Origin of the sequence: Nocardia otitidiscaviarum (assembly GCF_007362295.1) — a bacterium.
Lineage (GTDB): Bacteria > Actinomycetota > Actinomycetes > Mycobacteriales > Mycobacteriaceae > Nocardia > Nocardia otitidiscaviarum.
This window is the reverse complement of sequence record NZ_CP041695.1, coordinates 3,813,193-3,833,908: the sequence shown is the minus strand read 5'-3', so window position 1 is coordinate 3,833,908 and position 20,716 is coordinate 3,813,193. Positions and strand designations below refer to the sequence as shown.

21 protein-coding genes and 3 tRNA genes are annotated in these 20,716 nt (G+C 68.8%); 16 read left to right on the top strand and 8 right to left on the bottom strand.

Annotated features, from left to right (window positions below; translation table 11 throughout):
- Window positions 1-66: 66 nt before the first annotated feature.
- The 11 genes from FOH10_RS16930 to FOH10_RS16885 all read left to right on the top strand — a co-directional run bounded on the left by FOH10_RS16930 (window position 67) and on the right by FOH10_RS16885 (window position 8,535).
- Window positions 67-2,208: an MMPL family transporter gene (locus FOH10_RS16930; protein WP_143984149.1), complete on the top strand. Its 2,142-nt coding sequence runs from the start codon at window positions 67-69 to the stop codon at window positions 2,206-2,208.
- A 73-nt stretch (window positions 2,209-2,281) separates the two neighbouring features.
- Window positions 2,282-2,551 (top strand): metal-sensitive transcriptional regulator, encoded by a 270-nt coding sequence (locus tag FOH10_RS16925; protein ID WP_029924528.1) that lies wholly within the window; start codon window positions 2,282-2,284, stop codon window positions 2,549-2,551.
- A gap of 56 nt (window positions 2,552-2,607) precedes the next feature.
- Window positions 2,608-4,215: an MFS transporter gene (locus FOH10_RS16920; protein ID WP_195146073.1), complete on the top strand. Its 1,608-nt coding sequence runs from the start codon at window positions 2,608-2,610 to the stop codon at window positions 4,213-4,215.
- A gap of 120 nt (window positions 4,216-4,335) precedes the next feature.
- Window positions 4,336-4,524: a YegP family protein gene (locus FOH10_RS16915; RefSeq protein WP_029924531.1), complete on the top strand. Its 189-nt coding sequence runs from the start codon at window positions 4,336-4,338 to the stop codon at window positions 4,522-4,524.
- A 618-nt stretch (window positions 4,525-5,142) separates the two neighbouring features.
- Complete coding sequence (locus FOH10_RS16910) at window positions 5,143-5,856, top strand: hypothetical protein (RefSeq protein ID WP_143981464.1); 714 nt, start codon at window positions 5,143-5,145, stop codon at window positions 5,854-5,856.
- A gap of 117 nt (window positions 5,857-5,973) precedes the next feature.
- Entirely contained in the window at window positions 5,974-6,786 is an 813-nt protein-coding gene (locus FOH10_RS16905; protein WP_143981463.1) for an Rpn family recombination-promoting nuclease/putative transposase, read from the top strand.
- Window positions 6,787-6,935: 149 nt separating this feature from the next.
- A tRNA-OTHER gene (locus FOH10_RS34860) sits at window positions 6,936-7,021 on the top strand.
- 204 nt (window positions 7,022-7,225) lie between these two features.
- Window positions 7,226-7,301 (top strand) — tRNA-Glu (locus FOH10_RS16900).
- Window positions 7,302-7,306: 5 nt separating this feature from the next.
- Window positions 7,307-7,379 (top strand) — tRNA-Glu (locus FOH10_RS16895).
- An 85-nt stretch (window positions 7,380-7,464) separates the two neighbouring features.
- Window positions 7,465-7,698, top strand: coding sequence for a preprotein translocase subunit SecG (secG, locus tag FOH10_RS16890; protein WP_029924535.1), 234 nt, complete (start codon window positions 7,465-7,467; stop codon window positions 7,696-7,698).
- Between the two features lie 150 nt (window positions 7,699-7,848).
- Entirely contained in the window at window positions 7,849-8,535 is a 687-nt protein-coding gene (locus tag FOH10_RS16885) for a DUF1361 domain-containing protein (RefSeq protein ID WP_143981462.1), read from the top strand.
- Window positions 8,536-8,557: 22 nt separating this feature from the next.
- On the opposite strand, the gene fadD8 is transcribed toward FOH10_RS16885, so the two are convergent.
- The 3 genes from fadD8 to FOH10_RS16870 are packed head-to-tail and all read right to left on the bottom strand — an operon-like array spanning window position 8,558 to window position 12,279.
- Window positions 8,558-10,165, bottom strand: a complete 1,608-nt coding sequence (gene fadD8 / locus FOH10_RS16880) for a fatty-acid--CoA ligase FadD8 (RefSeq protein ID WP_143981461.1) — start codon at window positions 10,163-10,165, stop codon at window positions 8,558-8,560.
- Between the two features lie 23 nt (window positions 10,166-10,188).
- Window positions 10,189-11,382, bottom strand: a complete 1,194-nt coding sequence (locus FOH10_RS16875) for a thiolase C-terminal domain-containing protein (protein WP_143981460.1) — start codon at window positions 11,380-11,382, stop codon at window positions 10,189-10,191.
- A gap of 48 nt (window positions 11,383-11,430) precedes the next feature.
- On the bottom strand, window positions 11,431-12,279 hold the full coding sequence (locus FOH10_RS16870; RefSeq protein WP_143981459.1) for an SDR family NAD(P)-dependent oxidoreductase: 849 nt from the start codon (window positions 12,277-12,279) through the stop codon (window positions 11,431-11,433).
- A 54-nt stretch (window positions 12,280-12,333) separates the two neighbouring features.
- Between FOH10_RS16870 and FOH10_RS16865 the strand changes: the two genes are divergently transcribed.
- Together FOH10_RS16865 and FOH10_RS16860 are read left to right on the top strand one after the other, a co-directional pair.
- Entirely contained in the window at window positions 12,334-13,320 is a 987-nt protein-coding gene (locus tag FOH10_RS16865) for an alpha/beta fold hydrolase (RefSeq protein ID WP_244962025.1), read from the top strand.
- A 128-nt stretch (window positions 13,321-13,448) separates the two neighbouring features.
- Window positions 13,449-14,117 (top strand): YoaK family protein, encoded by a 669-nt coding sequence (locus FOH10_RS16860; protein ID WP_143981458.1) that lies wholly within the window; start codon window positions 13,449-13,451, stop codon window positions 14,115-14,117.
- 58 nt (window positions 14,118-14,175) lie between these two features.
- Here FOH10_RS16860 and FOH10_RS16855 read toward each other — a convergent pair whose 3' ends face one another.
- The 3 genes from FOH10_RS16855 to FOH10_RS16845 form a co-directional block, all read right to left on the bottom strand.
- The gene (locus tag FOH10_RS16855; RefSeq protein ID WP_143981457.1) at window positions 14,176-14,910 is read right to left on the bottom strand and encodes a PRC and DUF2382 domain-containing protein; all 735 of its coding nucleotides are present in this window, start codon (window positions 14,908-14,910) and stop codon (window positions 14,176-14,178) included.
- A gap of 136 nt (window positions 14,911-15,046) precedes the next feature.
- Window positions 15,047-15,859 carry a DUF72 domain-containing protein gene (locus tag FOH10_RS16850; protein ID WP_143981456.1) on the bottom strand — a complete coding sequence of 271 codons (813 nt, stop codon included), beginning with the start codon at window positions 15,857-15,859 and terminating at the stop codon, window positions 15,047-15,049.
- Window positions 15,860-15,927: 68 nt separating this feature from the next.
- Window positions 15,928-16,389, bottom strand: coding sequence for a MarR family winged helix-turn-helix transcriptional regulator (locus FOH10_RS16845; RefSeq protein ID WP_228810324.1), 462 nt, complete (start codon window positions 16,387-16,389; stop codon window positions 15,928-15,930).
- A gap of 121 nt (window positions 16,390-16,510) precedes the next feature.
- On the opposite strand from FOH10_RS16845, the gene FOH10_RS16840 reads away from it, so the two are divergent.
- The 3 genes from FOH10_RS16840 to FOH10_RS16830 are packed head-to-tail and all read left to right on the top strand — an operon-like array spanning window position 16,511 to window position 18,724.
- Window positions 16,511-17,515, top strand: coding sequence for an SMP-30/gluconolactonase/LRE family protein (locus FOH10_RS16840; RefSeq protein WP_186000874.1), 1,005 nt, complete (start codon window positions 16,511-16,513; stop codon window positions 17,513-17,515).
- A 59-nt stretch (window positions 17,516-17,574) separates the two neighbouring features.
- Window positions 17,575-18,351, top strand: a complete 777-nt coding sequence (locus FOH10_RS16835) for an arsenate reductase/protein-tyrosine-phosphatase family protein (protein WP_221937994.1) — start codon at window positions 17,575-17,577, stop codon at window positions 18,349-18,351.
- Window positions 18,332-18,724, top strand: a complete 393-nt coding sequence (locus FOH10_RS16830) for a VOC family protein (protein ID WP_143981455.1) — start codon at window positions 18,332-18,334, stop codon at window positions 18,722-18,724. Before FOH10_RS16835 ends, FOH10_RS16830 begins: the two co-directional genes overlap by 20 nt.
- Before the next feature lie 11 nt (window positions 18,725-18,735).
- On the opposite strand, the gene FOH10_RS16825 is transcribed toward FOH10_RS16830, so the two are convergent.
- Window positions 18,736-19,194 carry an SRPBCC family protein gene (locus FOH10_RS16825; RefSeq protein ID WP_143981454.1) on the bottom strand — a complete coding sequence of 153 codons (459 nt, stop codon included), beginning with the start codon at window positions 19,192-19,194 and terminating at the stop codon, window positions 18,736-18,738.
- Window positions 19,191-20,696 carry a YbfB/YjiJ family MFS transporter gene (locus tag FOH10_RS16820; RefSeq protein ID WP_186000873.1) on the bottom strand — a complete coding sequence of 502 codons (1,506 nt, stop codon included), beginning with the start codon at window positions 20,694-20,696 and terminating at the stop codon, window positions 19,191-19,193. The genes FOH10_RS16825 and FOH10_RS16820 overlap by 4 nt, the downstream gene beginning before the upstream one ends.
- Between the last annotated feature and the right edge of the window lie 20 nt (window positions 20,697-20,716).

Sequence of the window (20,716 nt, the reverse complement as noted above, 5' to 3'; positions counted from 1 at the left end):
AAGGAGTGAGAGTATGCCGAATCGCGACAGTCGCACCGCCACGGAGGTGCCCCGGTGACGGACACGATGATCACGACCGAAACCGAGCAGATCGACACGCGCACGGGCGGGCCGCTGGCGCGGCTCGGCGCGGCCATGGCCGGGCACACCCGCTGGGTGTTCGGCGCGTGGTTGGTGGTGCTGATCGCGCTGGGCGCCGCCGCGCCGAGCGTGTTCACCTCCCTCGCCGGCGCGGGCTGGCAGGCGAACGGATCGGAGTCGGTGCGAGTCCGCGAGTTGGCGCAGCAGCACTTCGGCGGCAATTCCTCGGCGGCCGTGCAGGTGGTGGTGCACTCCGACACCGAGACCGTCGACAGCCCCGCCGTACAGCGGGTGATCGGTGCGGTCACCGCACGGCTGGCCGGGGACGACCGGTTCGGCGCGGTGATCGCGCCGCAGCCGGGCATGACGATCAGTCCCGACAACCACACCGGAATCCTGATCGCGGGCGCCGATGCCTCGACCGATGACATGGTGCGCGCCGTGGACGAGCACAAGCAGGCGCTGACCGCGCTCTCCGGCGACGGCATCGAGGTCTACCCGACCGGGGCCTCGGCCCTCTGGAGCGACTTCAACAAGGCCAATCACGACGCCATGATCAAGGCCGAATTGTTCTCCTGGCCGGTCACTCTGGCGATCATGGTGCTGGCCTTCGGATCACTGGTGGCGGCCGGGCTGCCGCTGCTGCTGACGGTCGCCGGGCTGGTGGCGTCCGCGGGCGGGCTGGTGCTGTTGAACCAGGTCACGCCGATCTCGGTGTGGGCCATGAACTTCGCCATGATGTTCGCCCTGGCGCTGGGCATCGACTACGCGCTGTTCATCGTCGCGCGTTTCCGCGACGCACTGGCCAAGGCCGGCGACACGCGCGCCGCGGTGGCCGAGACCATGGACACCGCGGGCAAGGCGGTCGTGCTGTCCGGGCTCACCGTGCTGGTGAGTCTGTCGGCGGTGCTGTTGGTTCCCGCACCGGCGGTGCGCACCATGGCGGTCGGCATCATGCTGGCGGTGGTCTTCGTGCTCGCGGCGACCCTGACGCTGCTGCCCGCCGCACTGGGTGCGCTCGGCAGCCGGATCAATGCCGGCGCGCTGCCGTACGCCACGCGGCAGCGGCATCGGTCACCGCGGTTCGCGCGGTGGGGCGAGCTGCTGCACGCGCATCCCGTGCCCTTCGCGGTCGCCGGTCTGGCGGTGCTGATCGGATTGTCGATTCCGGTGCTCGGGCTGCGGGTCGCGATGCCCTCGATCCAGGTCGTCCCGGCCGACGCGCCGGTGCGGCAGGGGTATGAACTCGTGCAACGGCAGTTGGGCGCCGGTGCGCCGGGGGCTTTGCAGATCGTCGTCCCCGCCGAGGCGGCCGCCGAGACCGCGCGCCTGGCCGCCGACACCGAGGGCATCGCCATGGTCACGCCCGCACAGCCGGCCGGGGACGGATCCGGTCTGGCCATGCTGCAGGCGCTGCCTGACGTCGACCCCTCCGACGCACGGCTGGGGGAGACCCTGGATCGGCTGCGCGACCGGCTGCCGGAAGCGGCGCTGGTGGGTGGCGCGCCCGCGGAGAATCTGGATCTGCAGCAGGCACTGGACGACTATCTGCCGATCATCGTCGGCGTGATTCTCGTGCTCGGATTCCTCCTGCTGCTGGTCGCCCTGCAGGCCCCGCTCATCGCGGCGCTGGGCACGCTGGTCAGCCTGCTGTCGACCGCGGCGGCGTTCGGGGTGGCGAAGCTGATCTTCCAGGACGGTCACGGTGCGAGTCTGCTCGGCTTCACCCCGCAGGGGTTCCTGGACGGGTGGGGTCCGGTGTTCTTCTTCGCCATGATCTTCGCGATCGCCATGGACTACACCGTGTTCCTGCTCGCCACCGCCAAGGAGCACTACGAGCGGTCCGGAGACGCCAGGGTCGCGCAGGTGGACGGCCTGGCCCACTCCGGGCGGGTGATTCTCGCCGCCGCGGCGGTCATGGTGGCGGTGTTCTTCACCTTCGCGCTGGCCGAGCCGCTGCCACCGAAGGAGATGGGCATCATTCTCGGTGTCGCGGTGCTGCTCGACGCCGTCGTGGTGCGCCTGGTGCTGCTGCCGGTCACGCTGCGGCTGACCGGGCACGGCGCGTGGTGGTCGCCGCGCTGGCTGCGCGCGGTGCTGCCCACCATCACTTTCGTCCACCACTGAGGGTGGGCGGCAGCCCGTCCCGCGATACCCCGGCGGGTATCGTGGGACGGGGTTCGATCGAGGAGGAGACATCATGGTCGGCGACGAGAACAGCATCGCACCGGTGCTCAACCGGTTGCGTCGTGCGCACGGACAGCTGGCGGGGGTGATCTCCATGATCGAACAGGGGCGCGACTGCAAGGAAGTCGTCACCCAGCTCGCGGCGGTGTCCCGCGCCCTGGACCGGGCCGGGTTCAAGATCGTCGCCACCGGGTTGCGAGAGTGCCTGACCGAGGAGCGGGCCGAGGGTTCCGATCCGATGACCGTGGACGAGCTGGAGAAGTTGTTCCTGGCGCTGGCCTGACTCCCGGACAGCGTGGCGTTCGCACCGACCGGTAGGTGGGAAATACGCTCGTGCCAGTGAGCGAGGTTGTTGCGAAACGCGGTGATTCGGCCTGGGCGCCGCTGGCGTCCAAGGTCTTCCGGGCGCTCTGGATCGCGCAGTTGGTCTCCAATCTGGGCACCTGGATGCAGACGGTCGGCGCGCAGTGGGTGCTGGTCGACAATCCGAATGCCGCCACCCTGGTGTCGCTGGTACAGACGGCCACCACGCTGCCGGTCATGCTGTTGGCCGTCCCCTCGGGGGTATTGGCCGATCTGGTGGACCGGCGGCGGCTGCTCATCGCCGCGCAGTCGGCCATGGCCGGATTCGCGGCCCTGCTGGCCGTGCTCACCGCGACCGGGCACACCACGCCCGCGGTGCTGCTGCTCCTGCTGTTCGTGCTCGGCTGCGGACAGGCGCTCACCGGTCCGGCCTGGCAGGCCATCCAGCCGGATCTGGTGCCGCGCAATCAGATTCCGGCCGCGGCGGCATTGGGCAGCATGGGCATGAATATCGGTCGCGCGGTCGGCCCGGCACTGGCCGGAGCGCTGGTGGCGGTGTCCGGGCCGAGTTGGGTCTTCGCCCTCAACGCCCTGTCGTTCACCGGGATTCTGGTGGTGCTGGTGCGCTGGCGGCGACCGACGGCCGACCGGGATCTGCCGACCGAGCGGCCGATCGCCGCCCTGCAGGCCGGGCTGCGCTACATCCAGGCGTCGCCCGCCGTGCGCCGGGTGCTGGTGCGCTGCCTGCTCTTCGTCGGTCCCGGCAGCGCGCTGTGGGCGCTGCTGCCGGTGGTCGCGCACGACCGGCTGGGGCTGTCGTCCTCCGGTTACGGACTGCTGCTCGGCGCGCTCGGCCTGGGTGCGATCATCGGCGCCACTCAGCTCGCGCGGCTGCGAAAGTCCATGCGGCCCACCGGATTGCTGGCTGTGGGTGCGATCGCCTTCGGCCTCGCCACGCTCGCCGCCGCCCAGCTGCGCAACGAGGTCGTCGTCCTCGTGCTGCTGGTGCTCGGCGGGTTCGGCTGGATCACCGCCATGTCCACCCTGAACGCCACCATGCAGTTGCTGCTGCCGGGGTGGGTGCGGGCGCGCGGCCTGTCGGTCTATCTGTTGGTGTTCATGGGCGGCCAAGCTCTCGGCTCGCTGCTGTGGGGCCTGGTCGCGGGCTGGTTCGGGATGGAGTCCGCCCTACTCGCGGCCGCCGCGCTGCTGGCACTGTGCGCGGTGAGTACCCGCTGGCTGCCGGTCAAGGTGGCCTCGGTGGACACCACGCCGTCCGCCCATTGGCCCGAACCGACATTGGTCTTCGAACCCGCACCCACCGACGGTCCCGTGCTGGTCCTGGAAACGTACAAGGTCCCCGAGGAACTCGCCCCCGACTTCGTCCGGGCCATGTCGCGGGTGGGACGCTCGCGGCAGCGCACCGGCGCGATGGAATGGCGGCTCTTCCGCGATGTGGGCTCGACCGATCGCTATATCGAGGCGTTCGTGGTCCGCTCCTGGGCGGAGCACATGCTCCAGCACCAACTCCGTCTCACCGCCCAGGACCAGGCCGCCGAGGCCCGTGTCGCCCAGTTCACCATCGGTGAGAGCCATACCCTGCACCTGGTCGCGGTGCCGCCGCCGATCCCGCCACGGGCATGAGGAATCGCCGCCGTCGGTCACGACAGCGACTCGGTCGTGTCGCCGCGGGTTTACCCACCGGTGAGTGGGCATACCTCCACCATTCCGGCTATTAACCGGCAACCGAGAATCGAGGCAGTCATGTCAGGGAAGTTCGAGATCTTCTGCGACGCCTCCGGCAAGTTCCGGTGGCGGCTCAAGGCGGGCAACGGCGAGATCGTCGCCCAAAGTCAGGCGTACGCGAGCAAGGACGCCGCGAAGAAGGGCATCGCGTCGGTGCAGAGCACGGCGGCGGCGGCCCCGGTGGTCGACCTGGTCGCGGCATCCTGACGCGGTGCGACACAACCGAACGGATTGCTAACAGCGGCCCGGCATTTCCGACAAACCTATCGAGGCCCCGGTCACTCCCTTCGCGCCGGGGCCTCGCACCTGCCCACCGGGGCCGATGTCCAGGGCCGATGTTTCGGCGAATCCTGCACGCGCGTGGGCGGACAGGCGCATACTGATGCGAGAAGCCCCGACGTGACCCCCTGTGCGTCGGGGCTTCGCGATGGTCGGACCAGGCTCGGCGGGTGGCACATTCGCCGTCGTCGTCGACCCGCCGATTCGCGTGCCGAGTGGTGACCGTCCGGCGGAACTCGCACACGTCCCCACCGGGGGACCGACGAACAGAGTCGGAATGTCGCGCAATTCTCGGCGCGGCGCACCACCGCCGAATATGTGATCTCCAGCCGATCTCGCGGCCGCTGTTCACAATTCGCCGTCCACAGGACCGGCCATCGGTCGCATGGCGCACAGCCGCGGTTCACCTGCCGTCTGCCCGTCCTTTACGCAGGTACGCGACGGTCGGCACCGGCCGTGCGATCCGGTTCGACCGGTCGGTCGGGGGTACCCCATCCGTCGGACCACGCGACCGGTCGGTTGGGAATAGCGGCTATCCTCAGCAACTTGATCTACACGACAAAAACGTGCAGAAGGGGGCATGTAGTGAAACGAACCGTGGGTACGGCAATCGCCGCGACCGCTGTTCTACTGTTCAACGTGGGATCGACGGGAGGGGCGAACGCCACGACCGACGAGTTCGACCGTACCGAATTGGGTGCGAATTGGATAACCGCCGGCGGTGGCATCCTGCATATCGCCGAGGGGCGGCTCTCGGCCGACGGGACTCCCAGCGAACCGGTGTCGATGGCGTTCCACGCGGTGCCGGCCGCGGGCGAGACGCAAGAGGTCCAGGCCACCATTCGCTGGAACGGCCGCAACCCCGAACATTCCGCGATGTCGATCGCCTTGCGCGCGGACCCCGCCACCCAGCACGCGGGCGTGCATTTCTGGTTCACCGCCACCTCGATGGGCCTCTCGCTGCTGAGCTGGGACGGAACGACGTTCACCCCCGCCGCGGGCACCGACAAATACATCCCGGTGTGGTTCAAGTGGCCCGACGGGACCACGGTCCGCCTCCGCGCCGAGGGCGACACCTACGCGGCATACCTGGGCGATTCCCCGCGCCCGATATTGTCCGGAACCTTCACCGAAGAGCAGGTCCCGCACACCAACCGCTACGGCGGCGTGCACGGCCAGGACGATTCCGAGGCCCCCGGCGGCGGCGAGCCCCCGGCCGTCCTGGACGACTTCCGCTTCTCCACCCCGGCAATCGACTGACCGACCCCGTCGCCGATCCCGGCCGCCGCGACGCGGTCGGGGTCGCGGCGGGCGACCACGCGTGGAACCGCAAGGAATCGGTGTGTCGCAATCTGTCTGGGAGTAGGTTGCCCGTCCGTGACCGACTCGCCGTCGAACCCACACGACGCCTACTTCCGGCACGTGATGTCGCGCCCCGCCGACGTCGCCGGTGAGCTACGGGCGATGCTGCCGGCATCGGTGGTGACCCGATTGGATTGGGACGCGCTGGTATTACAGCCGTGCAGTTTCGTCTCTCAGCGGTTGCGTTCGCGCTACAGCGATCTGCTGTTCAGGACTCGGCTGGACGGTCATGAGGCGTTGGTGTATCTGCTGGTCGAGCATCAGAGCCGTCCGGATCCGCTGATGCCGATGCGGATGCTGGAGTATCTGGTGGCGATCTGGAATCGGTATCTGGGCGACCATTCGCAGGCCAGGATGCTGCCGGTGGTGATCCCGTTGGTCGTGCACGCCAGTCCGGACGGCCGTCGCTGGGAGGTTCCGACGGAGCTGTCGGAGGTGATCGACATCGATCCCGCCACCCGTGACGCGCTCGGTGCGTGCCTGCCACGGTTTCGGTTCCTGCTCGACGACCTCACCGCGCAGTCGGTGCCGACGTACATTCTTACTGTCGGCAATACCAGTGATTCCGATCTGGGGCCGGTGGTCGACCGGCTCGGTCCCGAGGTCAAGGAGGTCATCGTGACGGCTGCGGAACAGCTTCGCGCGGAGGGTGAAGCCCGCGGAGCGGCGCGGGGGCGTGCCGAGCTGCTGTTCGAGCAGCTTACGTTGAAGTTCGGGCCGCTGGCGGCGGAGGTCGAGTCGACCGTGCGGGGTGCGGACTCCGCTCGGTTGCGGGTGTGGGCGGCGCGGGTGCTGACCGCTGACAGCATCGACGCGGTATTCGAGTAATCCCTTGACCGGTGTGATGCCTGGCCGCGGTTCGCTGCGGGCAGGATGGTTCTGCCTTGGGATCCGCAGGGCGGTGAAAATCGGTTGTGGTCGCGCGGGCTTTCCTGCGAATCTGGTTATACCGCACGCTCGATCGGGTGGTCGGGGAAGGAAAGTTCCGGCCTGTGGAGGCCAGCCGGTCTTGAAAACCGGAGGCGGGCATTGTGTCCCGGGGGTTCGACTCCTCAGCTTTCCGCGAGGAAGACAAATCGGCCATGGAGGTCGAGCCGCGTTGCTAGCGCGGTCGTGCCCGTCGGGTATGGGGTTCGAGTCCTCTGTCTTCCGCACGGGCCGCCTGAAACGGGCGACCTCACTACCGGTTGAGCACATGGAGTGCACGGAGGCTGTAACCCTCCTGCCCGCGGGCACAGGTGGTTCGATTCCATCCAGCCGGACGCATGGCGTAGTTGCTCTGTCGGTATGGGCAGCCTGACTTTCAATCAGGACCCTCGTCGGTTCGACTCCGATCTACGTCATTGATGGCCTCGTGCTGTGCTGGTTCGGCACCCTGACTCTCACTCAGGGCGACGTGGGTTCGATTCCCGTCGAGGTCACGACTCCCCGGTAGCCGCATCGCACCACCCCGGCGCACCAGGGCCGGTTGGAACGTACCGGTGACATGCGCATATACTCCGTGAAATGCGCATGTTCCTCGACATCCTGCTGATCATCACCAGCGTGCTGCTGGTGCTGCTCGTGCTGCTGCACCGGGCCAAGGGTGGCGGTCTGTCCAGCCTGTTCGGTGGCGGCGTGCAGTCCAGCCTTTCGGGGTCGACCGTGGTCGAGAAGAACCTGGATCGCATCACCATCTTCACGGGCATCGTCTGGTTGATCGCCATTCTCGGGATCGGCCTGGAGATCAAGTTCTCCTGAACTGATCGGGCTTCGGATAACCCGGGTACCGCCGCGGCGGCACCCGGGTTATCCGTGCTGGGCGGACCCGTTCGTGGTGGTTGTGTGTAGAGACTGTGGGGTCTCTGAGAGCGGCGGCCGATCGGGCCGATCCGTGGGCAAGATGAGCGCATGGATATTGTCGATGCGGTCGGGCCCAGCCTGACGGGGGTGCTGCACCGAAACCTGTTCTGGATGGGGTGGAACACGGTATTGGCTTGGATCCCAGTGGGTTTGGCGCTGCTGGTGTTCCGGATGGCGAAACCGCGGGAGCGGCGGCTGCCGGTGTCGCCGGTGTGGTGGGCGGGAGCGGTGCTGTTGCTGCTGTTCCTGCCGAACGCGCCGTATGTGGTGACCGATCTGGTGCATCTGCGCGATGACATCCGGTGGGCGGGGGACGGGCCGGTCGTGACCACCGTACTGCCGGTGTACGCGGCCTTCATCGCCTCCGGGTTCGTGGCCTACTACCTGGTGCTCGGTGAGATGAACCGCTTCCTGGAGCGGTCCGGTCTCGGGGCCTGGCGGACGCCGGTGACGCTGCTGACGCATCTGCTGTGCGCGGTCGGCGTCTTTCTGGGGCGCTGGGTGCGGCTCAATTCGTGGGAGCCGGTGGTGCAGCCGCGCGACACGTTCGAGCGCATGCTGCTGGCGCTCGGCTGGGAATGGGCTCCGCTCCTCATTTCCGCCGTCTTCGTGGCAACAGCGGTGGGGCACTTCGTGACTCGTGCGGTGGTCGAGGCGGCGACCGACAGTGTGCGCAGGGGAGCGCTGTCGCTGCGCACACTGGGGGCCGCGCGCCCGACCACCGGCCGCGCCTAGGGACTCAGGCGGCCGGGCCCGATCACGAAATGCCCAGTCGCTCTTGGGCGATCACCCGTACCGCCTTCTTGTCGGGCTTGCCGAGCCCGGTCAGCGGCAGCTTGTCGATGACCACGACGTTCTTCGGCACCTGCACCGAACCCTTGCGCTGCTTGACCGTGGCCTGGATCTCGGCGGTCACCGTGTCCACCGCGGCGGCATCGGCGGCCGTGGCGGCGTCGAGCACCACGACCGCGGTCACCGCCTCGCCCCACTGCGGATCCGGCACGCCGACCACCGCGACATCGAGGACGGCGGGATGTTCGGACACCACGTCCTCCACCTCGCGCGGGAACACATTGAACCCGCCGGTCACGACCATGTCCTTGCTGCGTCCGACGATGTGCAGGAAGCCGTCCTCGTCCTCGCGGGCGAGGTCGCCGGTGTGCAGCCAGCCGTTCTTGAACGTCTCGGCCGTCACCTCGGGCAGGTTCAGGTAACCGGCCGCCAGCAGCGGCCCGGATACGCAGATCTCGCCCACCTCGCCCTGCGGCACGACCTCGCCCTTGTCGTCGATGAGAGCGACACGCAGCGCGACCGAGGGTCGTCCGCAGGAGCTCAGCCGCGCCGTGTCGTGCTCGTCCTTGGCCAGGTAGCTGATGGCCATGGGCGCCTCGGACTGTCCGAAGTACTGCGCGAAGATCGGCCCGAACCGTTCGATGGCCTGGGTCAGTCGGTTCGGGTCGATGGCGGAGGCCCCGTAGTAGACGGTTTCCAGCGACGAGAGGTCCCGTGTCTTGGCATCCGGGTGGTCGAGCAGCGCGTAGATCATGGACGGCACCAGCATGGTGGCGCTGATCCGGTGTTCCTCGATGGCCTTCAGCACCTCACCGGCGTCGAAGCGCGGCAGCACGATGCATTCGCCGCCCAGCAGCACCACCGGCACGAAGAAGGCCGCGCCCGCATGGGAGAGCGGCGTGCAGATGAGGAATTTCGGGCGCTTCGGCCACTCCCATTCCGACAGCTGGATCTGCGTCATGGTGGCCATGGTGAGCGCGGTGCCGACCACGCCCTTGGGTTTGCCGGTGGTGCCGCCGGTGTAGCTCACCGAGATGACATCGTCGGGCCGCAGTTCGGTGGCCTCGATCGGTTCGGGTTCGAACTTCTCCACCTCGGCGAGGAAGTCCACACCGACATCGGCCAGCTCGTCCGGTACGGGGCCGAGGACGAGCACCTTGGTCAGGTTCGGTACCCGGTCGACCAGTGCGCGGGCGCGCTGCACGAAGGCGGGCACCGGATCCAGGATCAGGGTGGTGATGCCGGCGTCGGCGAGGACGTACGCGTGATCGTCGAGTCCGCCGATGGGGTGCAGCGCGGTCCGCCGCTGCCCGCGGACCTGCCCGGCCGCGATGGTGAACAGCACCTCGGGACGGTTGAGCGCGAGAATGCCGACCGGCGTTCCGGTGCTCACGCCATTGGCTTCGAACGCGGCCACGTACCGGCTGATGGCGTTCAGCACGTCCGCGCCGGTGAGCACGGTATCGCCCAGTGTCACAACGGGATTGCGCTTATGGCGGCGCAGTCCGGCGAGCAGGCTGTGGCCGTTGTGCACCGGCATCCGCAGGCGGGTGTCGGGATCGATGGCAGTCATGGGTAATTCAACTCCCGTTCCGGTCAGGCGCTGGGCGCGGCGTAGAGGGTGACGACGGTGGCACCGCCGAGTCCGAGGTTGTGGGCGAGGGCGATCCGGGCATCGGGTACCTGCCGCTCACCGGCGAGACCCCGCAGCTGCCAGGACAATTCGGTGGCCTGCGCCAGTCCGGTGGCGCCCAGCGGGTGGCCCTTGGAGATGAGGCCGCCGGAGGGGTTCACCACCCAGGTGCCGCCGTAGGTGGTGGCCCCGGATTCGGCCAGCGCACCGGATTCGCCTTCGCCACAGAGTCCGAGGGCTTCGTAGGTGATGAGTTCGTTGATGGAGAAGCAGTCGTGCAGTTCGATCACGTCGACATCGCCGATGCCGATTCCGGCGCTGTCGAATACCCGCTGTGCGGCGCGACGGGTCATACCCGAGCCCACCACATCGATCATCGATCCGGAGGCGAAAGCGGCGGAATCGTCGGTGGCCAGCTCCTGGGCGAGGATCTCCACGGCCTGCGCCTCGAGCCCGTGCTCCCGCACGAACTCCTCGCTCACCACCACCGCGGCCGCCGCCCCGTCGGACATGGGGGAGCACTGCGAGCGGGTGAGCGGTCCGTGCACCGGCTTGTCCGTCAGCACCTCGTCGAGGGTGTACGCGTTCTGGAACTGCGCCAGCGGATTCCGGGTCGAATGCTCGTGATTCTTCACCGCCACCCGCGCCAGCTGCTCGGGCGTGGTGCCGTACCGCTTCATGTGCTCGATGGCGGCATTGCCGAAGAACTGCGTGGTGATGGGCGCGTTCCCGAAGTCGAACTGCCCGCGCATGACGGCCAGGTGGTGGTCGACGGTGGTCGCCTTGGGCTTGCTGGCCGGTCCGGCCATGGCCTCCTTGGTCATCTGCTCGAACCCGACCGCCAGCGCCACGTCGGCGAGGCCGGCGCCGACCCATTCCCGGGCCAGCATGAGCGCGGTGGAGCCGGTGGCGCAGTTGTTGTTGACGTTCACCATCGGAATGCCGGTGAGTCCGATGTCGTAGAGGGCGCGCTGCCCCGCCGCGGACGGCTGGAAGACGTAGCCGACGGCGGCGCGCTGGATCCGGTCGTAGCCGATGCCCGCGTCGCCGAGCGCCCCGCGTACCGCCTCCGCGACCATCTCCGGATAGGTCCATTCGCGGGAGCCGATCTTGACGAACGGCGTCATGGCGACACCCACGATGAATACGCGTCGCATTACTTGGCACTCCTTCTGTCGGAAACTGCTGCGAATTGGTGCGGTGCGTTAGTCGGCGCGCGGAATACGGCCGTCGATATCGGTGAATCCGTACTCGTCCGCGAGATCGGCCACCCGCCAGGCTTTTCCGGTCCGCTTGCGGCGTTCGGGATCGGCGGCCAGTGCGACCACGGCACGGCCCGGGAAGCGCGGCGACTCGGCGGCGTCGAGGTCGAAGGTGCCCTCACCGGGCAGCGTGACCATTCGGCGGCCGTGTTCGTCGGCCGGAACCATCTGCAGCAGTTCGGTATTCACGATGCCGGGCCAGATGGACACCGCCGTGACCTCGGTGTCGGCGAGATCGTGCGCGAAGTCGGCGGTCATCCGGTCCAGGGCGGTCTTGCCGACGCCGTAGACGGCATTGTGCATGTGCCGCTGCGCGCCGGGCGAGGACACGTTCACGATCAGTCCGCCCGCCTCGATGAGCAGGGGCGCGGCGAAAACGCTTGCCACGTAATGGGATCGCACCCCGATATCGAAGGTCTCGTCCCAGGCTTTCGGCGGCACGTCCCAGAACTTGCGTCCGAGCCAGCGCGCCGCCGACGGCGAGTTATAGACGTTGTTCACCAGCACGTCGAGTCGCCCGTGGTCGGCGCGCACCTGGGCGAAGAGCCGTTCCACCGCCGCGTCGTCGTGGTGATCGCACGCCACCGCGACTCCCGCGCCGCCGAGTTCGGTGATCTCGGCGGCGGTGGCGTGCACGGTGCCGGGCAGCTGTCCGGCCGTGGTGCTGCGGCCGGTGACGTACACGGTGGCACCCGCCGCGCCCAGCTCCAGGGCGATGCCCTTGCCGATACCGCGACTCGCGCCGGTGACCACCGCGACCCGGCCGTCGAGAATCTTGGGTATTTCGCTCACAACCGCTGGACACTACCTTGAAATAAGAACGTGTTCTAGAAGTTGGAGGCGGTAGTGGAGAACAGCCATCGCACGGTGCGGACCAGCGGCATCGATATGCATGTCACCGAGCGGGGGCAGGGGCACCCGGTGGTGTTCTGTCACGGGTTCCCGCACACCGGCTTGGTGTGGCACCACCAGGTCGAGGCGCTGGCCGCGGCGGGCTACCGGGCATTGGCCCCCGACCTGCGCGGATACGGCCGCACCGACGCTCCCGCCGATCCCGAGGCGTACACCAACGCGGCCGTCATCGGGGATCTGCTCGCCCTGCTCGACGACATCGGCGCCGAGCGGGCCGTCTTCGTCGGCCTGGATTTCGGGGCGCAGCTGGTGTGGGAGCTGGCGTTGCGCGCCCCCGAGCGGGTGGACGGCGTCATGGTGTTGAACAATCCGTTCGCCCCGCGCCCGCCCAAGCCGCCGTCGGCGTTCTGGACCAAGGCCGCGCAGCGGCACTTCCTGCACCTGTCGTACTTCCAGGAGCCGGGTGTGGCCGATGCCGAACTCGCCGCCCGCCCACGGGAATTCCTGGCCCGGGTGTACTACTCGCTCAGCGGCGCCTACCACTACCTCGACACCTGGAAGAATCCGCCCGGCCTCGGCTACCTGGACGTACTGCCGGAGGCCCCCGCACTGCCGTGGTCCTGGCTCACCCAGGAGGAATTCGACACTCTCGCCGCCGATTTCGAGCGCACCGGATTCACCGGCGGCCTCAACTGGTACCGCAATCTGGACCGCAACTGGGAACTGACCGCCGACTTCGCCGACGCGACGGTGAGCGTGCCCGCCTACTTCCTCTACGGCGAGCACGATCCCGATATGGAGGGCTTCAGCGGCCGCGATCCGCTGGCCACCATGCGGGCCGCGGTCCCGGACCTGCGCGCGGTGGTGGAGGTGCCCGGCGCGGGTCACCTGGTGCAGCTCGAGAACCCCACCGCGGTGAACGACTTCCTGCTCGCCAGCCTCGACAGCCTCGGAGTGAAACCCGCCGCGACATCGGCTTGACGGCCGGCTCACGGGGCCGATCCGCGTCCCGGTGCTGCGGTCACGGCGTCGCCGTCGATGCGCGGGGGTGATGCGGCTCGCCCTCGTCGCTGCCGGGCAGGTCGGTGACACGCGGATACGGTGACCGCATGGCAATCGAACAGGGGAGCCGACTCGGCTTTCCGGGCGGCCCCACCGCGCTGGTGCTGCTCAGCGCCGGGGCCGGGGCCATGGACGCGCTGGTGTTCACCGAGCTGGGCAAGGTGTTCGCCAGCGTCCTGACCGGCAATCTGGTGCTGCTGGGCGTGGCCGTGGCACTGCCGTGGACGGATGTCGCGGGCCCGCTCACCGTGCTGGGCGGCTATGCGGTGGGAATCGTGGTGGCGGCCTGTTGGTGTCGTGCCGAGCGCGGGCGCCGCGAGCGCCGCGTACTCGAATGTCTCGTCGCCGAAGCCGTTCTCGTCGGCGCGCTCGCCGCACTGGCCGTGGTCTACGGCGACGGGTTCGGCCGGGCGCCGCTGCTGGTGCTGGCTTCGCTGGCCATGGGCATGCAGTCCGCGACGGTGATGGCGGCCGATCCGAATTCCCCCACCACCTATCTGACGAGCACCTTCACCCGCTGCTGTAGCGATCTCGCCGCGACCGGCAAAGCGGACCCGTGGTCACTGGCCCGCATCGCCGGACTGGTGGTCGGCGCGGGAGGCGCTGTGGCGCTGGGTAGGGCGACGGGCTGGTGGGCATTCCTGGTACCCGCGGCATTGATCGTCGCGGCACTGGGCTGCGTCGGGCGCGGAGTCCGCGCCGCAGTGTCGACGTAGCCGGTGCCGCGCCCACCGACCGCTCGGTTCCGTGGCGGGATCGGTGGGCGCGGACTCCCTAGCGCTCGCGGTTCGGATCGTCCTCGACGCCTTCGGTTTCGAAGCGCTCCTTGCGGACGGTCCCGGAGACCGTCCTGTTGTCCTCGACCTCGTCGACGGCCAAGCGGGCGCGCTCGACCGGGACGGCCTCCTTGTCGACGGTCAACCGGTCCTCGTGCAGGGTGACCTCACGCTCCTCGTCGCCGATATCCGCGTGCTCCGCCGCGTGCGGATCGGTGATCGGCTCGCGTTCGATACGGACTTCCTCGTGGGTGGTCGGCACCGTGACGGTCTGCTCCTCTGTCACCACGTACTTGCGCAACCTGGCGCGGCCCGTGGTGGCTCGCTCCCTGTCGATCTCGAGGCGTTCCTCGGAGCGGATCATCTCGTCGTCGGCTCGGCGGTCGTAACCGGGTCCGCCGCCGGCGTCCCAGCCCGCACCGCGCGGGTCCAGGTGGTAGTGGGTGAACAGTTCGCGCTCGTCGTCGACGCTGATCTCGGGTTCGAGGTCGACGTGCGGGGCGGATTTCACCTCGTCCTTGGCGACCTGCACCTGGAGGGCGTCGGAGCCGGGTTCGTGCCGGGCCCCGGCCAGCGGCACCAGGGAGTCGTCATGGAAGAAGCCGGTGGAGACCGCCGCCCAGGTGGGCGCGCCCGAGGTGTTGTCGATGTAGATCTGCTTGACCTTGCCGATCTTGTCGCCACCGCGGTCGTACACGGAATTGCCGATGATCTCGTCGAGCAGTCCAGTCATGGTAGTGCTCCTCGAATTCTCGGAATCGAATGACCTTGGTTCAGCTATGTTTCGGCAACTACCCGGCTCGCTCGAGGGCAAACATGATCGCGGAGGTGAATCGAACCCGTGCCGAGCGAGCGGGCAACCCGTGGTCTCACCACGGAGTGTTCCATTCCTTCGACACGGCGGGCGGGTCCACGGCCGGTGCCAGTGGTGCGGGCGTGCGCGTGACCGGCCAGCCCGCGGCGCGCGCGAATGCGGCGAAGCGAACGGCATTGTGGATCGCCGCACCGCCCGGATCGTTGTTGAAGTACACGTACACGTCTCGGTCGGTGTCCCAGGTATCGCCGATCCGCCGCACCCAGGCGGCCAGCACCTCGTCCGAATAGCACGGCCACGGCTCGGCCGTACCCTCGTGGAAGCGGACGTACGCCCAGTCGGTGGTCCGCCACAGCGGCGTGACCGGCTCGTTCAGTCGATCGGCCCAGCACAGTGCCGCCCGATGCGCCGCCAGTACGGCGCGCACCTCATCGCTCCACCAACTCTCGTGGCGCGGCTCCACGACCACCCGCAGGGCGGTGGGAATCAGCCGCAGCACCGCATCCAGCCGATTCGGTGCCGCGGTCAGGTTCGGCGGCAGTTGCAGCAGGATCGGACCCAGTTTGTCGCCCAGTCCGGATGCCGCCGCGAGTGACCGCTCCAGCGGAAGGTCGACATCGACCAGCCGCCGATAGTGGGTGACCACCCGGCTGGCCTTCACCGCCATGACGAAGTCGGCCGGGGTGCGCTCCCGCCAGCCCTCGAAGGTCGATCGGGTCACCGGCCGATAGAACGCGGCATTCAATTCCACGGTGGCGAACGAGGCGGCATAGTGCTCGAGCCACCGCCGTTGCGCGACGCCCCTCGGGTAGAACACCGCACGCCAATCCGCGTACTGCCAGCCCGAGGTGCCGACGATCATCGTCATAACCGTGGTGGTTCCCGCGCATCGCGACGGCAATCACACGGTGGGGGCGCGGGTGCGCCCGCCATGGATCAGCGCTTCCCGGGTTGGGGTTCGGGACGAATCGTGTCGAGGCGGTCCGCGCAGCGGGTGAGCAGGTCCAGCAGGGTTTGCCGTTCGGCGGCGGTGAACTCCTCGGCCAGGGCGCGTTCGACGCGGACGGCGCGGGCGTCGGCATCGTGCATCACCTGCTCGCCCTGTTCGGTCAGGCGGGTTTCCAAGACGTTTCGATGCCAGGCGTGCGGGGTGCGCTCGATGAGCCCGCGGTCCTGGAGGTTGGTGAGGATCGTATTCATGGTCGGCGGGGTGACGCCGCACAGCCGGGCCAGGGCGGCGGCGGAGATGCCGGGATTCTCGGTGAGGAAGAGCAGGGCGGCGTACTGCGCGACCGTCACCCCGGCCGGTTTGAGGGCGGCGTTCTTGGCCGCGTTCAGAGCCTGCTCGGCGCGTTTGACATAGGAGCCGATGCGCTCGGCGGCAGGCATGGCGGTCATGCAGGCATGGTATCCGGTCGTCCCATGGTTAGGGTCTTGACGAGGATTAGAACTCTAATCTACATTCGTGACCGCTCAATGATGAGTAGTCACTCATTCGCGCTGTCGAGAAGAGAAACCCATGCTCACCGCACCCCGCCGCGTGCCGACGTTCATCGCGACCCTGGCGGCGGCACTCGTCCTCACCGCCTGCGGGCAGTCCGACGAACCGGCCGCTAGCTCGAACGAACCCGAGACGCGGGTCGTCACCGCCTACACGCTGCCGGATGACCGCGCCTATCCCGAGGGCATCGCCCTCGACGCCCGCACCGGCGACACCTACGTAGGCTCCTACACCAATGGCGCGGTCTACCGGGCCGCCGCCGGTGCGACCGCGGCGGAGGTCTTCCTGCCCGCCGGAACCGACGGCCGGGCCACGGCCAACGGCATGAAGGTCGACGACCGCGGTCGGCTGTGGGTCACCGATTCCACCGCCGGGGTAGCCGTCTACGACATCGCCACCCGGGCGCTGGTCGCGCGCTTCGACGTGCTGGGCGATGCGCCGCGTTTCGTCAACGATCTCGACTTCGCGCCCGACGGCACCGCCTACCTGACCGACAGCATCCGCTCGGTCGTCTACCGCGTGACCCCCGAGCAAGTCGCCGCCGGCGGAAATGCCGAACTCGCACCGGTATTCGACCTCGCGCCGCATCTCGAACCACTCCCGGAGGATGCCTTCGGCATCAACGGCATCGTGGTCGATTCGACGGGCCGGTATCTGCTGATCGTCGATATGACCGGCGGGGACCTGTACCGCATCGCCACCGCGCCCGGCGCGGCGGAGCCGGTGCGCAAGGTGGTCCTGAACGGTGGCGACGTGGCCCACGGTGACGGCCTGGACCTGGTGGATCACACGCTGCGGGTCGCCCACAACACCACCAACACGCTGAGCCGCTGGACCATGTCCGACGACTACGCCACCGCCACTCTCACCGAGCAGTTCACCGACGAATCCCTCGCCATCCCAACGACTCTGGTGCGTGTGGGAGATCGAACGCTGGTCGTGGCCTCCCAGTTCGACAAGGGCGGGCCGATGGCTCCGGGGACGCCCACGACGCCTTTCCGGATTGTCGCTGTACGTATCTGACGGGATCGGGCCCCGCACACCCCCTAGTGCATCAAATCAGTTTGATGTATTTTCGAGACATGGTGGTCGATCGGGTCCCACTCCTCATGCGGATGGCCTCGCACCCGTTGCGCTGGGCGCTGCTCACCGAGTTGGCGGGCAGTGACCGGCGCGTGCGGGAACTGGTCACCGCGACCGGGGAGCCGCAGAATCTGGTCTCCTACCATTTGCGACTGCTGCGCTCGGCCGGTCTGGTGACGGTGCGGCGCAGTAGTTTCGACGGCCGCGACAGCTACTACCACCTCGACCTGGACCGCTGCGGCACGGCCTTCGCCGCGGCATCGGCGGCGCTGCATCCCGCCCTGGCTCCCACCGTCGACGCCGCCGGGGAGCCGTCCGGCGCGGTGCTGTTCCTGTGCACCGGAAACAGTGCGCGCTCACCGATGGCGGAGGCGCTGTTGCGCCGGCGGGGTGGCGGTGCCCTCGAGGTGGCCAGTGCGGGCAGTCATCCCAAGCCCGCACTGCATCCGAACACCGTGCGTGTCATGCGGGAGCGGTACGGCATCGACCTCAGCGGCCACGGCACCGTGGGGCTGTCGGCCGTCGCCGACCGCCACTTCGACTACGTGATCACGTTATGCGACAAGGTCCGTGAGGTACCCCGTGACCACGGGGCGGCCGTCAGCATGCACTGGAGCATGCCGGACCCGGCGGCCGCCGGGTCCACTCCGCAGGCCGAATACGCCGAGTTCTGCCGTGTCGCGGCTGAACTCGACACCCGTATCCGATTCCTGTCGACCACTATGTATCCCACATTCACTCCCAGGAGTGTCGACTATGTCGAACACCGCAACTGACCAGATCAGCGTCCGCTATATGGTCGACGATGTCGCCGCCGCGCTCGCCTTCTACACCGACCACTTCGGCTTCAGCGTCGATCTCGACGCCGCCCCGGTATTCGCCGGAATCAGCCGTGGCCCACTGCGACTGCTGCTCTCCGGGCCGAAGAGTTCCGCCGGCCGCCCCATGCCCGACGGCGAGGTCCCGCACCCGGGTGGATGGAACCGCGTCCAGCTCATCGTCGACGATATCGCCGCCGAGGTCGAGCGACTGCGTGCCGCCGGGGTGCCGTTCCGCAACGACATCGTGAAAGGCCCCGGCGGACAACAGATCCTGCTGCTCGATCCGGCGGGTAATGTCGTCGAACTCTTCCAACCGGCGGCAGGCTGACCCGCGCGGAGCTACTCGCTTTCGGCGAGGGCGGCCAGACGGTCGATCGAGGCCAGTAGCTTGTCCGAGGTCGTCGCACGGGCTCGGGGGAGGCGCTTCTCGTCGGTCAGGTTCGACCAGTCGTAGGTGTGGGTGACCCGAGTCCGGTTGTCGCCCAGGGGCTCCAGTTCCCAGCGCCACAGGTGGCCGGGGGAGTCCTCGCCGGGCTCCGAGGGCAGCCAGGCGATGCGGCGGCCCTCCTCGAACTCGACGATGTGGTTCTCGCGGACATGGCCGTTGGTGAGCGTCATCGTGAACACCGCACCCGCCGCGCGCACGCGCTGCCCGTCCGGTGCGCGATCGAGATTCTCGTTGCCGTCCCAGCGCGGCTGCTCTGCCGGATCGGCGATCAGGTCGAAGATCCGCTCCGCGTTGGCGGCGACCTCCCGGCTGGCGCTCACGACCCGAGCGACATCAATGCTGTCCGTCATGTCTCGATCGAAGCATATGACCGGTGCACAACCAATGCCGCCGCCGCGGCGGCGAGCAGGACGGCGGTGGCGATACCGAAGGCCGCGGTGTACCCGCTCCCGAGCACCGGTGCGACGACCAGCGGGCCGAGCATCTGCCCGAAACCGTAGCCCGCGGTCAGGGTGGCGGCCGCCGGGCCGTCGACCAGATCGTCACCGATCTCCATGGCCAGCATGACGATGCCCATGAACGTCGCGCCGAACAGGACGGCCGAGACCAGCGCGGCGGCGGTGCCGGACGATACGGCGGGCATGGCGGCCGAGATCGCCTGCAGTATCAGGGCGAGGACGAGCATGCGGGAGGCCGACCACCGGCGCGCGCCCGCACCCCACAGCACCGTCGACGGAGCCGCCGCCGATCCCACCAGAATCCACATCAGCGTGCCCTCGGCCTGTCGGCCCGGCCCAGCGACGGCCGCGACGAGGAAGGTGCCGATCACGATATAGCCGAGTCCCTCCAGGAGGTACGACACACGCAGCGCCAGCCAGACGCGCCCCGGGCGGGGCGGGCCGAGTTCGCTGTGCCCCGTTCGGGATGCCGTGAACTCGCCGTGCTCCGTTCGGGATGCCGTGAACTCGCCGTGCTCCGTTCGGGGTGCCGTGAACTCGCTGTGCTCCGTTCGGGATGCCGTGAACTCGCTCTGCTCCGTTCGGGATGCCGTGAACTCGCTGTGCCCCGCTCGGGATGCCCTGAGCTTGCCGTGCCCCACCCGAGACGCGGTGATCTCGCCCTGGCCCACCACCCGGTATGCGGCCTCCTCGGTGGCAACCCGCGGCCGGATTCGTGCGGCCTTCGTGCGGCTCACCACGCGGTGCCCGGCCGTATCGGCCGTATCGGCCGGATTGCCATCGGGCGGTGCGGCGCTCGCACCGGCCCGTGCCCCCGTGCCCCGCCGGGTGCCCGGTCGGATGTCGAGGCGTCGCGTAGGCGCGAGCAGCGCGGCGGTGACCGCGGCCGACACCAGCCACAGCGCCTGCCAGGACAGCACGTGCTGGGTGAGGAGCACCAGCAGCCCGGCCGCGGCGATGCCGGCACCGACACCGGAGAAGACGATCCCGGCCGCCCGCCTGCGGTTCTCGTGCCGGGCCGCGACGGCGGCGCAGCCGATGAACAGTGCCGCACTGGCGATCCCGGCCACGAACCGCAGCACCGCCGCAACGGCCGGTGCGGCCGGGATCGCCATGAGCAGGTCACTGACGATCAGGGCCATGGCGGCGAGCCGAAAGGTCGAGCGCCCGTTCCATTCCGGACGCCGAGCCAGCGCCACCGCGCCGAGCAGATAGCCCGCGTAGTTCGCGGCGGCCACCAGCGCGCCGCTGTGCGCGTCGAGCCGACCGGCATCGACCATGGTCGGCAGCAGCGGCGTGTAGACGAACCGCCCGACCCCGACGGCGGCCGCCAAGCCCGCGGCCGCCGCGACGGCCGTGCCCAGTCCCAGTCGTCGAGTCGCCACGATAGTCACGCCCGCCGACGCTACGGACC